We start from the raw sequence: 9,270 nt of genomic DNA on the forward strand, positions 1-9,270 counted from the left end.
TAAAATTTATTCCTTCGAAAGAAGTTGTTGATGAGGAAGTTGTAAGTCAAGTAAAAGAATTACAAAAAGGAGAAATTGTTCTTCTTGAAAACTTGAGATTTGTCAAGGGTGAAGAAAAGGATGATTCTGACTTTGCCAAAAAACTTGCATCTCTTGGTGACATCTTGTAAATGATGCCTTTGGAACTGCCCACAGGGCTCACGCATCAAATTGGTGTGACAGAATTCCTACCATCTTGCGCAGGACTTCTAGTTGAAAAAGAAATTAAATACTTTGAAGATGCTCTTAAGAACCCAGAAAAACCTTTTGCGGCAATTCTTGGTGGATCAAAGGTTTCTGACAAGATTGGAGTAATAGAAAATCTATTGGAAAAAGTTGATTTCCTAGTAATTTGTTGGTGCCATGGCCAACACCTTCTTAAAGTCAAAGGGACTTGAAGTTGGAAAATCTCTTGTAGAAGATGACAAGCTAGACCTTGCTAGAGAAATAATGGCAAAGGCAGTAGAAAATCAAGTTGAAATAATTCTTCCAAAGGACGTTATTGTTGCTCCAGAAGTATCTGAAAACGCAAAGGGAACTTTAAAAGATGTGGAAGATGTTGCTGAAGATGACATGATCTTAGACATTGGTAAAGAAAGTCTAAAGGATATTGAAGGATCACTATCTAAGGCAAAGACTGTTGTCTTAAATGGACCTTGTGGAGTTTTTGAAATTGAAAAATTCTCCCACGGAACTATTGAACTTGCAAAAATTCTAGCTAAGCTTGATGCCACAGTAATTGTTGGTGGTGGAGACTCTGTTGCTGCTGTTGAAAAGGCAGGAGTTGCAGATGACTTAACTCACATTTCAACTGGTGGTGGAGCAAGTCTTGAAATGCTTGAAGGGAAGAAACTTCCTGGTATCGAGGCAGTTGAAGAAGCATGAGAAAAAAATATATTTGTGGAAATTGGAAGATGAACAAGACTTCTTATGAAGTCCTTGAATTTGCAAAAGAAATAAATGAATTTGAATTTAATAAGGTAGATGTTTTAATAGCACCATCTTTTGTGAGTCTGGAAAGTCTAAGAAAAAACTTAAAAGATGAGATAAAGCTAGCGGGACAAAATGTGTCTGAGTTTGATGATGGAGCCTTCACTGGCGAAATTTCTACTACCATGTTAAAAGACATTGGAGTTGAAGATGTAATCATCGGCCACTCTGAAAGACGTGAAAAGTTTTCTGAAAGTGATGAGATTATAAATGCCAAGGTTAAAAAGGCCCTTGCAGATGATTTATCAGTAATTCTTTGCCTAGGCGAATCCCTTGAAGTCAAGGAGGAAGGCAAGGAAATTGACTTTGTAAGAGATGAACTTTTAAAATCTCTTGATGGAGTTGATGACTTAGAAAATCTTACTATTGCCTACGAACCAATTTGGGCAATTGGAACAGGAAAAACTTGCTCATCTGAAGATGCAGAAAACATGTGCAAGGAAATTAGAAATATAATAAATGAAAAATATGGAGAAATTTCTCAACAAATTAGAATTTTATATGGTGGATCTGTTAAGCCATCAAATGCAGGAGAAATTTTGTCCAAGGAAAATATTGACGGAGTCCTAGTTGGCGGTGCAAGCCTAAAGGCTAGTGACTTTATTGAAATTATAAAAGCTGGTGAAAATCTATGAAACCAACAATGTTAATAATCTTAGATGGTTTTGGGATAAATGAAAGTGAAGTAGGCAATGCAGTTAAACTTGCAAAGACTCCAACTCTTGATGAGCTTTATAAAACCTCAGCTCACACAAAATTTATGCCACGAAGAATATGTTGGGCTTCCTCATGGACAAATGGGGAACTCTGAAGTTGGCCACTTAAATATTGGGGCAGGAAGAGTTATCTACCAAAATTTGACAAAGATTACTGAGTCAATTAAGTCTGGAGAATTTTTCAAAAATTCAGAATTTAAAAGGGCAATTGACAATGTCAAGAAAATAATTCAAGCCTTCACTTAATTGACTTGTGTCCAAGGGTGGAGTTCACTCTCACCTTGACCACTTAAAGGCTCTTATAGAATTAATGAAGGAAGAGGGGATAGAAAAAACTTATATCCATGCAATTACTGATGGACGTGACGTTTCTCCTCATGCAGCTATGACGATATAAGAGGCTTCAGAGAAAATAGAAAAAGTTGGGAATGGGAAAAATTGCCACAATTTCTGGAAGATATTATGCCATGGACCGTGACAAGAGATGGAAAGAACTAAAAAATACTACGACAACCTAGTAAGTGATGTGGACTTCACTGAAGAAGACATTCTTTCCTATATAAAGTCATCCTATGATAAGGATGTTACTGATGAATTTTAGAACCTGCAAAATTTATCAAAGGCTCTGAAATAAAAGATGGTGACTCTGTTATTATCTTCAACTTTAGACAGACAGGGTTAGACAAATTACAGGCCCTTGTGGATGATGACTTCGCAGGTTTTGAAAGAAAAAAAATAGACACTACTCTTGTTGCTATGACAGAATATGACAAGGAAATAAAGAATAAGCTAGTTGCTTTAAGGACGAAATTCCAAAGGATACTCTTGGAGAAGTTCTTGAAAAAAATAAAATCAAGCAACTTAGGATTGCCGAGACAGAAAAATATGCCCACGTTACATTTTTCTTTAATGGTGGGCGTGAAAAACCCTTTGAAGGAGAGGACAGGATCTTGGTCCCGTCTCCAAAGGTAGAACCTATGATTTAAAACCAGAAATGTCTGCCAATGAAGTTACAGATAAGGTAATAGAAAGTTTGGAAAAGGACAAGTATGGCTGATAATTTTAAACTTTGCAAATCCAGACATGGTTGGTCACACAGGAGACCTAAAGGCTGCCATAAGGCAGTGGAAACTGTGGACCATGACCTTGGAAAATTTTAAAGGTCTTAAAGGAAAAGGACGGAGCAGCAATAATTACTGCAGACCATGGAAACTGTGAGTAATGATTGATAATGAAGGCAATGTTGTAACAAGCCACAGCACAAACCTTGTTCCCCTATTTTTATTTAACAGGGATGAGGAACTTAGGTCTGACGGAGCCCTTTGCGACTTGTCGCCAACAATTTTAAAAATTATGGGATTAGATCAGCCAGAGCTTATGACTGGCAAGTCTTTATTTTAATATAATTAAATTAGAATTTATTTAAATTAGGAGGAATTATGAGTTTAATTGATTACGTTTATGCGAGAGAAGTTCTTGATTCAAGGGGAAACCCAACAGTTGAGGTAGAAGTGGGAACACTTAATGGTGGTTTTGGTTCTGCAATTGTGCAAGTGGTGCATCAACTGGTATTCACGAAGCAGTAGAACTTCGTGATGGAGAAGATAGATACAATGGCAAGGAGTTGAAAGGCAGTTGCAAATGTAAATGAAAAATTGCTGAAGAATTAATTTGCTTTGACTGCTTTGACCAACTTGGCATTGACAAGATGCTTATTGAACTTGACGGAAGCGAAACAAGGGCAATCTTGGAGCAAATGCAATCCTTGGAGTTTCTCTTGCAGTAGCAAGGGCAGCAGCAATGAAGCTGGACTTCCCTTTACCAATATCTTGGTGGAGTAAATGCAAAAACTATGCCAATCCCATTGAGAATATAATCAACGGTGGCGAACACGCTGACAACAACGTGGACATCCAAGAGTTTATGATTATGCCAATAGGAGCAAAACTTTTAAGGAAGCTTTAAGAATGGGAGCAGAAGTTTACCATGCACTTAAAAAGTTTTAAAGGACAAGGGACTTTCTACAGGTGTTGGTGACGAAGGTGGCTTTGCACCAAATCTTGAATCCAATAAAAAAGCCTTTGACTGCATACTTGAAGCTGTAAAGGCAGCAGGTTATGAAGCAGGCAAGGACATTGTACTTGCAATTGACGCTGCAGCTTCAGAATTCTATGACAAGGACAAGAAAAAATACATTCTTGAAGGAGAAGGTCGTGAGTTTACATCAGAAGAACTTTCAAAATTCTATGAAGAATTAGTAAAGGAATACCAATTTATTCTATAGAAGATGGACTGATGAAGACGACTGGGATGGCTGGAAGCACTTAACAGACCTACTAGGCGATAAGGTTCAATTAGTTGGAGACGACTTCTTCGTTACAAACACAAAAAGACTTCAAGAAGGAATAGAAAAAGAATCTGCAAACTCAATCCTAATTAAGTTTAACCAAATTGGAACAATTACAGAACACTTGACTCCATAGAACTTGCAAAGAGAACACAATTACACAGCAGTAATCTCTCACAGGTCAGGAGAAAGTGAAGACTCAACAATAGCGGACCTTGCAGTTGCAACAAACGCTGGCTTTATAAAACTGGAGCACCAGCAAGATCTGAAAGATTGCAAAATACAATGAACTTCTAAGAATTGAAGACGAACTAGGCGACTTGGCAATTTATCCAGGCTTTGATGCTTTCTATAACATTGACAGAAAATGAAAATTTACTTTAATAGACATGGTGAAGCAGAAATTTATGCTGAAGATGACTTCAAGAGAAAGTTGACTACCATTGGAAGGGTTAAACTGGAAAATTCTTTTAAGGCTTTTGCAAATAATTTAGAAGACAAGAGGTCCTACAAGATTTATTTCCCTCACCTCTGATAAAATTGACACTTTGGAGAGGAGCAAAAAAAGCTCAAAGTGACAACTTGACGGCAGAGATAGGAAGTAAAAAAATATGCAAAAGCCTTAAAAGAATTCCAGTTTAACCCTTTCAATGGTAGTCAACTTTCTCTTGAAGTCATCTTCAGCATAAATTTCTGCTTCACCATGTCTTATAAAGTAAATTTTCATTTTCTGTCAATGTTATAGAAAGCATCAAAGCCTGATAAAATTGCCAAGTCGCCTAGTTCGTCTTCAATTCTTAGAAGTTCATTGTATTTTGCAATTCTTTCAGATCTTGCTGGTGCTCCAGTTTTTATAAAGCCAGCGTTTGTTGCAACTGCAAGGTCCGCTATTGTTGAGTCTTCACTTTCTCCTGACCTGTGAGAGATTACTGCTGTGTAATTGTGTCTCTTTGCAAGTTCTATGGAGTCCAAGTGTTCTGTAATTGTTCCAATTTGGTTAAACTTAATTAGGATTGAGTTGCAGATTCTTTTCTATTCCTTCTTGAAGTCTTTTTGTGTTTGTAACGAAGAAGTCGTCTCCAACTAATTGAACCTTATCGCTAGTAGGTCTGTTAAGTGCTTCCAGCCATCCCAGTCGTCTTCATCAAGTCCATCTTCTATAGAATAAATGGGTATTCCTTTACTAATTCTTCATAGAATTTTGAAAGTTCTTCTGATGTAAACTCACGACCTTCTCCTTCAAGAATGTATTTTTTCTTGTCCTTGTCATAGAATTCTGAAGCTGCAGCGTCAATTGCAAGTACAATGTCCTTGCCTGCTTCATAACCTGCTGCCTTTACAGCTTCAAGTATGCAGTCAAAGGCTTTTTTATTGGATTCAAGATTTGGTGCAAAGCCACTTCGTCACCAACACCTGTAGAAAGTCCCTTGTCCTTTAAAACTTTTTAAGTGCATGGTAAACTTCTGCTCCCATTCTTAAAGCTTCCTTAAAAGTTTTTGCTCCTATTGCATAATCATAAACTCTTGGATGTCCACGTTGTTGTCAGCGTGTTCGCCACCGTTGATTATATTCATCAATGGGATTGGCATAGTTTTTGCATTTACTCCACCAAGATATTGGTAAAGTGGAAGTCCAGCTTCATTTGCTGCTGCCCTTGCTACTGCAAGAGAAACTCCAAGGATTGCATTTGCTCCAAGATTGCCCTTGTTTTCGCTTCCGTCAAGTTCAATAAGCATCTTGTCAATGCCAAGTTGGTCAAAGCAGTCAAAGCAAATTAATTCTTCAGCAATTTTTTCATTTACATTTGCAACTGCCTTTTCAACTCCCTTGCATTGTATCTATCTTCTCCATCACGAAGTTCTACTGCCTTCGTGAATACCAGTTGATGCACCACTTGGCACAATTGCAGAACCAAAACCACCATTAAGTGTTCCCACTTCTACCTCAACTGTTGGGTTTCCCCTTGAATCAAGAACTTCTCTCGCATAAACGTAATCAATTAAACTCATAATTCCTCCTAATTTAAATAAATTCTAATTTAATTATATTAAAATAAAGATTGCCAGTCATAAGCTCTGGCTGATCTAATCCCATAATTTTTAAAATTGTTGGCGACAAGTCGCAAAGGGCTCCGTCAGACCTAAGTTCCTCATCCCTGTTAAATAAAAATAGGGGAACAAGGTTTGTGCTGTGGCTTGTTACAACATTGCCTTCATTATCAATCATGTACTCACAGTTTCCATGGTCTGCAGTAATTATTGCTGCTCCGTCCTTTTCCTTTAAGACCTTTAAAATTCTTCCAAGGTCATGGTCCACAGTTTCCACTGCTTTATGGCAGCCTTTAGGTCTCCTGTGTGACAACCATGTCTGGATTTGCCAAAGTTTAAAATTATCAGGCCCATACTTGTCCTTTCCAAACTTTCTATTACCTTATCTGTAACTTCATTGGCAGACATTTCTGGTTTTAAATCATAGGTTGCTACCTTTGGAGACGGACCAAGATCCTGTCCTCTCCTTCAAAGGGTTTTTCACGCCCACCATTAAAGAAAAATGTAACGTGGGCATATTTTTCTGTCTCGGCAATCCTAAGTTGCTTGATTTTATTTTTTTCAAGAACTTCTCCAAGAGTATCCTTTGGAATTTCGTCCTTAAAGGAACTAGCTTATTCTTTATTTCCTTGTCATATTCTGTCATAGCAACAAGAGTAGTGTCTATTTTTTTTCTTTCAAAACCTGCGAAGTCATCATCCACAAGGGCCCTTGTAATTTGTCTAACCCTGTCTGGTCTAAAGTTGAAGATAATAACAGAGTCACCATCTTTTATTTCAGAGCCTTTGATAAATTTTGCAGTTCTAAAAATTCATCAGTAACATCCTTATCATAGGATGACTTTATATAGGAAAGAATGTCTTCTTCAGTGAAGTCCACATCACTTACTAGGTTGTCGTAGTTTTTTTAGTTCTTTCCCATCTCTTGTCACGGTCCATGGCATAATATCTTCCAGAAATTGTGGCAATTTTTCCATTCCCAACTTTTTCTATTTCTTCTTGAAGCTCTCTTATATCGTCAATAGCTGCATGAGGAGAAACGTCACGTCCATCAGTAATTGCATGGATATAAGTTTTTTCTATTCCCTCTTCCTTCATTAATTCTATTAAGAGCCTTTAAGTGGTCAAGGTGAGAGTGAACTCCACCCTTGGACACAAGTCCAATTAAGTGAAGGCTTGAATTATTTTTCTTGACATTGTCAATTGCCCTTTTAAATTCTGAATTTTTGAAAAATTCTCCAGACTTAATTGACTCAGTATCTTTGTCAAATTTTGTAGATAACTCTTCCTGCCCAATATTTAAGTGGCCAACTTCAGAGTTCCCCATTTGTCCATGAGGAAGCCCAACATATTCTTCGCTGCATAAATTTTTGTGAGCTGAGGTTTTATAAAGCTCATCAAGAGTTGAGTCTTTGCAAGTTTAACTGCATTGCCTACTTCACTTTCATTTATCCCAAAACCATCTAAGATTATTAACATTGTTGGTTTCATAGATTTTCACCAGCTTTATAATTTCAATAAAGTCACTAGCCTTTAGGCTTGCACCGCCAACTAGGACTCCGTCAATATTTTCCTTGGACAAAATTTCTCCTGCATTTGATGGCTTAACAGATCCACCATATAAAATTCTAATTTGTTGAGAAATTTCTCCATATTTTTCATTTATTATATTTCTAATTTCCTTGCACATGTTTTCTGCATCTTCAGATGAGCAAGTTTTTCCTGTTCCAATTGCCCAAATTGGTTCGTAGGCAATAGTAAGATTTTCTAAGTCATCAACTCCATCAAGAGATTTTAAAAGTTCATCTCTTACAAAGTCAATTTCCTTGCCTTCCTCCTTGACTTCAAGGGATTCGCCTAGGCAAAGAATTACTGATAAATCATCTGCAAGGGCCTTTTTAACCTTGGCATTTATAATCTCATCACTTTCAGAAAACTTTTCACGTCTTTCAGAGTGGCCGATGATTACATCTTCAACTCCAATGTCTTTTAACATGGTAGTAGAAATTTCGCCAGTGAAGGCTCCATCATCAAACTCAGACACATTTTGTCCCGCTAGCTTTATCTCATCTTTTAAGTTTTTTCTTAGACTTTCCAGACTCACAAAAGATGGTGCTATTAAAACATCTACCTTATTAAATTCAAATTCATTTTTTTTTTGCAAATTCAAGGACTTCATAAGAAGTCTTGTTCATCTTCCAATTTCCACAAATATATTTTTTTCTCATGCTTCTTCAACTGCCTCGATACCAGGAAGTTTCTTCCCTTCAAGCATTTCAAGACTTGCTCCACCACCAGTTGAAATGTGAGTTAAGTCATCTGCAACTCCTGCCTTTTCAACAGCAGCAACAGAGTCTCCACCACCCAACAATTACTGTGGCATCAAGCTTAGCTAGAATTTTTGCAAGTTCAATAGTTCCGTGGGAGAATTTTTCAATTTCAAAAACTCCACAAGGTCCATTTAAGACAACAGTCTTTGCCTTAGATAGTGATCCTTCAATATCCTTTAGACTTTCTTTACCAATGTCTAAGATCATGTCATCTTCAGCAACATCTTCCACATCTTTTAAAGTTCCCTTTGCGTTTTCAGATACTTCTGGAGCAACAATAACGTCCTTTGGAAGAATTATTTCAACTTGATTTTCTACTGCCTTTGCCATTATTTCTCTAGCAAGGTCTAGCTTGTCATCTTCTACAAGATTTTCCAACTTCAAGTCCCTTTGACTTTAAGAAGGTGTTGGCCATGGCACCAACAATTACTAGGAAATCAACTTTTTCCAATAGATTTTCTATTACTCCAATCTTGTCAGAAACCTTTGATCCACCAAGAATTGCCGCAAAAGGTTTTTCTGGGTTCTTAAGAGCATCTTCAAAGTATTTAATTTCTTTTTCAACTAGAAGTCCTGCGCAAGATGGTAGGAATTCTGTCACACCAACATTTGATGCGTGAGCCCTGTGGGCAGTTCCAAAGGCATCATTTACAAAGATGTCACCAAGAGATGCAAGTTTTTTGGCAAAGTCAGAATCATCCTTTTCTTCACCCTTGACAAATCTCAAGTTTTCAAGAAGAACAATTTCTCCTTTTTGTAATTCTTTTACTTGACTTACAACTTCCTCATCAACAACTTCTT

General features: G+C 37.2%; 18 protein-coding genes and 10 pseudogenes. 16 read left to right on the plus strand and 12 right to left on the minus strand.

The genetic code is table 11. The annotated features are described in order from the left end of the window. The first annotated feature begins 74 nt into the window (after window positions 1-74). From pgk (DRZ96_RS11105) to DRZ96_RS00505, 16 genes and pseudogenes are all read left to right on the plus strand, one after another. Window positions 75-437 (plus strand): annotated as a pseudogene (gene pgk / locus DRZ96_RS11105) (phosphoglycerate kinase). Continuing rightward, window positions 403-924: a phosphoglycerate kinase gene (pgk, locus tag DRZ96_RS11110; RefSeq protein WP_256584693.1), complete on the plus strand. Its 522-nt coding sequence runs from the start codon at window positions 403-405 to the stop codon at window positions 922-924. The pseudogene pgk (DRZ96_RS11105) and the gene pgk (DRZ96_RS11110) overlap by 35 nt, the downstream one beginning before the upstream one ends. Then, the gene (tpiA, locus tag DRZ96_RS00490; RefSeq protein WP_112889239.1) at window positions 921-1,664 is read left to right on the plus strand and encodes a triose-phosphate isomerase; all 744 of its coding nucleotides are present in this window, start codon (window positions 921-923) and stop codon (window positions 1,662-1,664) included. The genes pgk (DRZ96_RS11110) and tpiA (DRZ96_RS00490) overlap by 4 nt, the downstream gene beginning before the upstream one ends. After that, on the plus strand, window positions 1,661-1,840 hold the full coding sequence (locus DRZ96_RS11115; protein ID WP_256584694.1) for a hypothetical protein: 180 nt from the start codon (window positions 1,661-1,663) through the stop codon (window positions 1,838-1,840). Before tpiA (DRZ96_RS00490) ends, DRZ96_RS11115 begins: the two co-directional genes overlap by 4 nt. Further along, window positions 1,827-1,991, plus strand: coding sequence for a hypothetical protein (locus DRZ96_RS11120; protein ID WP_256584695.1), 165 nt, complete (start codon window positions 1,827-1,829; stop codon window positions 1,989-1,991). Before DRZ96_RS11115 ends, DRZ96_RS11120 begins: the two co-directional genes overlap by 14 nt. A 7-nt stretch (window positions 1,992-1,998) precedes the next feature. After that, complete coding sequence (locus tag DRZ96_RS11125) at window positions 1,999-2,142, plus strand: alkaline phosphatase family protein (RefSeq protein ID WP_256584696.1); 144 nt, start codon at window positions 1,999-2,001, stop codon at window positions 2,140-2,142. Window positions 2,143-2,173: 31 nt separating this feature from the next. After that, window positions 2,174-2,263: a hypothetical protein gene (locus tag DRZ96_RS11130; protein WP_256584697.1), complete on the plus strand. Its 90-nt coding sequence runs from the start codon at window positions 2,174-2,176 to the stop codon at window positions 2,261-2,263. Between the two features lie 136 nt (window positions 2,264-2,399). Continuing rightward, window positions 2,400-2,459 (plus strand): annotated as a pseudogene (locus DRZ96_RS11135) (hypothetical protein); the annotation flags it as partial. A gap of 152 nt (window positions 2,460-2,611) precedes the next feature. After that, the gene (locus DRZ96_RS11140) at window positions 2,612-2,731 is read left to right on the plus strand and encodes a hypothetical protein (RefSeq protein ID WP_256584704.1); all 120 of its coding nucleotides are present in this window, start codon (window positions 2,612-2,614) and stop codon (window positions 2,729-2,731) included. A gap of 97 nt (window positions 2,732-2,828) precedes the next feature. Next, window positions 2,829-3,146: pseudogene (locus DRZ96_RS12165) on the plus strand (hypothetical protein). A 38-nt stretch (window positions 3,147-3,184) separates the two neighbouring features. Continuing rightward, window positions 3,185-3,331: a hypothetical protein gene (locus DRZ96_RS12400; protein ID WP_457920595.1), complete on the plus strand. Its 147-nt coding sequence runs from the start codon at window positions 3,185-3,187 to the stop codon at window positions 3,329-3,331. 214 nt (window positions 3,332-3,545) lie between these two features. Next, the gene (locus DRZ96_RS12405) at window positions 3,546-3,710 is read left to right on the plus strand and encodes a hypothetical protein (RefSeq protein WP_457920596.1); all 165 of its coding nucleotides are present in this window, start codon (window positions 3,546-3,548) and stop codon (window positions 3,708-3,710) included. A gap of 94 nt (window positions 3,711-3,804) precedes the next feature. Beyond that, window positions 3,805-4,029, plus strand: a pseudogene (eno, locus tag DRZ96_RS12410) (phosphopyruvate hydratase); the annotation flags it as partial. A gap of 70 nt (window positions 4,030-4,099) precedes the next feature. Continuing rightward, a pseudogene (locus tag DRZ96_RS12415) lies at window positions 4,100-4,381 on the plus strand (hypothetical protein); the annotation flags it as partial. A 10-nt stretch (window positions 4,382-4,391) separates the two neighbouring features. Beyond that, entirely contained in the window at window positions 4,392-4,463 is a 72-nt protein-coding gene (locus tag DRZ96_RS12420) for a hypothetical protein (RefSeq protein ID WP_457920598.1), read from the plus strand. Further along, on the plus strand, window positions 4,460-4,627 hold the full coding sequence (locus tag DRZ96_RS00505; RefSeq protein WP_256584699.1) for a hypothetical protein: 168 nt from the start codon (window positions 4,460-4,462) through the stop codon (window positions 4,625-4,627). The genes DRZ96_RS12420 and DRZ96_RS00505 overlap by 4 nt, the downstream gene beginning before the upstream one ends. Window positions 4,628-4,815: 188 nt before the next feature. On the opposite strand, the pseudogene eno (DRZ96_RS12170) reads toward DRZ96_RS00505, so the two are convergent. The 12 genes and pseudogenes from eno (DRZ96_RS12170) to DRZ96_RS11990 all read right to left on the minus strand — a co-directional run bounded on the left by eno (DRZ96_RS12170) (window position 4,816) and on the right by DRZ96_RS11990 (window position 9,214). Then, window positions 4,816-5,444 (minus strand): annotated as a pseudogene (gene eno / locus DRZ96_RS12170) (phosphopyruvate hydratase). A gap of 82 nt (window positions 5,445-5,526) precedes the next feature. Further along, on the minus strand, window positions 5,527-5,598 hold the full coding sequence (locus DRZ96_RS12175) for a hypothetical protein (protein WP_409371936.1): 72 nt from the start codon (window positions 5,596-5,598) through the stop codon (window positions 5,527-5,529). Next, window positions 5,595-5,681 (minus strand): hypothetical protein, encoded by an 87-nt coding sequence (locus tag DRZ96_RS12180; protein ID WP_409371937.1) that lies wholly within the window; start codon window positions 5,679-5,681, stop codon window positions 5,595-5,597. The genes DRZ96_RS12175 and DRZ96_RS12180 overlap by 4 nt, the downstream gene beginning before the upstream one ends. 81 nt (window positions 5,682-5,762) lie before the next feature. Continuing rightward, window positions 5,763-6,101, minus strand: a pseudogene (gene eno / locus DRZ96_RS12185) (phosphopyruvate hydratase); the annotation flags it as partial. A gap of 13 nt (window positions 6,102-6,114) precedes the next feature. Then, window positions 6,115-6,548: pseudogene (locus DRZ96_RS12425) on the minus strand (hypothetical protein). A gap of 13 nt (window positions 6,549-6,561) precedes the next feature. Next, window positions 6,562-6,951 (minus strand): hypothetical protein, encoded by a 390-nt coding sequence (locus tag DRZ96_RS12430; RefSeq protein WP_457920599.1) that lies wholly within the window; start codon window positions 6,949-6,951, stop codon window positions 6,562-6,564. Between the two features lie 76 nt (window positions 6,952-7,027). Then, entirely contained in the window at window positions 7,028-7,237 is a 210-nt protein-coding gene (locus DRZ96_RS12435; protein WP_457920597.1) for a hypothetical protein, read from the minus strand. Further along, the gene (locus DRZ96_RS12440; RefSeq protein WP_457920600.1) at window positions 7,191-7,436 is read right to left on the minus strand and encodes a hypothetical protein; all 246 of its coding nucleotides are present in this window, start codon (window positions 7,434-7,436) and stop codon (window positions 7,191-7,193) included. The genes DRZ96_RS12435 and DRZ96_RS12440 overlap by 47 nt, the downstream gene beginning before the upstream one ends. Beyond that, window positions 7,410-7,490, minus strand: a pseudogene (locus tag DRZ96_RS12445) (hypothetical protein); the annotation flags it as partial. The pseudogene DRZ96_RS12445 and the gene DRZ96_RS12440, both read right to left, overlap by 27 nt. A 93-nt stretch (window positions 7,491-7,583) precedes the next feature. Next, window positions 7,584-8,318, minus strand: coding sequence for a triose-phosphate isomerase (gene tpiA, locus DRZ96_RS00525; RefSeq protein WP_322788176.1), 735 nt, complete (start codon window positions 8,316-8,318; stop codon window positions 7,584-7,586). A gap of 45 nt (window positions 8,319-8,363) precedes the next feature. Further along, on the minus strand, window positions 8,364-8,510 hold the full coding sequence (gene pgk / locus DRZ96_RS12190; RefSeq protein ID WP_256584700.1) for a phosphoglycerate kinase: 147 nt from the start codon (window positions 8,508-8,510) through the stop codon (window positions 8,364-8,366). Then, a pseudogene (locus DRZ96_RS11990) lies at window positions 8,476-9,214 on the minus strand (phosphoglycerate kinase). Before DRZ96_RS11990 ends, pgk (DRZ96_RS12190) begins: the two are co-directional and overlap by 35 nt. Window positions 9,215-9,270 lie beyond the last annotated feature (56 nt).

Origin of the sequence: Peptoniphilus harei (genome assembly GCF_900454685.1) — a bacterium.
GTDB classification, from domain to species: domain Bacteria; phylum Bacillota; class Clostridia; order Tissierellales; family Peptoniphilaceae; genus Peptoniphilus_A; species Peptoniphilus_A harei.

Coding starts and splice junctions, on each gene's coding strand:
- DRZ96_RS11115 (WP_256584694.1), top strand. CDS start 1,661: ATGAAACCAACAATGTTAATAATCTTAGATGGTTTTGGGATAAATGAA.
- pgk (WP_256584693.1), top strand. CDS start 403: ATGGCCAACACCTTCTTAAAGTCAAAGGGACTTGAAGTTGGAAAATCT.
- DRZ96_RS12180 (WP_409371937.1), bottom strand. CDS start 5,681: ATGCCAATCCCATTGATGAATATAATCAACGGTGGCGAACACGCTGAC.
- DRZ96_RS11130 (WP_256584697.1), top strand. CDS start 2,174: ATGGGAAAAATTGCCACAATTTCTGGAAGATATTATGCCATGGACCGT.
- DRZ96_RS11120 (WP_256584695.1), top strand. CDS start 1,827: ATGGGGAACTCTGAAGTTGGCCACTTAAATATTGGGGCAGGAAGAGTT.
- DRZ96_RS12405 (WP_457920596.1), top strand. CDS start 3,546: ATGAAGCTGGACTTCCCTTTACCAATATCTTGGTGGAGTAAATGCAAA.
- DRZ96_RS12400 (WP_457920595.1), top strand. CDS start 3,185: ATGAGTTTAATTGATTACGTTTATGCGAGAGAAGTTCTTGATTCAAGG.
- DRZ96_RS00505 (WP_256584699.1), top strand. CDS start 4,460: ATGAAAATTTACTTTAATAGACATGGTGAAGCAGAAATTTATGCTGAA.
- DRZ96_RS12435 (WP_457920597.1), bottom strand. CDS start 7,237: ATGAAGGAAGAGGGAATAGAAAAAACTTATATCCATGCAATTACTGAT.
- tpiA (WP_112889239.1), top strand. CDS start 921: ATGAGAAAAAAATATATTTGTGGAAATTGGAAGATGAACAAGACTTCT.
- tpiA (WP_322788176.1), bottom strand. CDS start 8,318: ATGAAGTCCTTGAATTTGCAAAAAAAAAATGAATTTGAATTTAATAAG.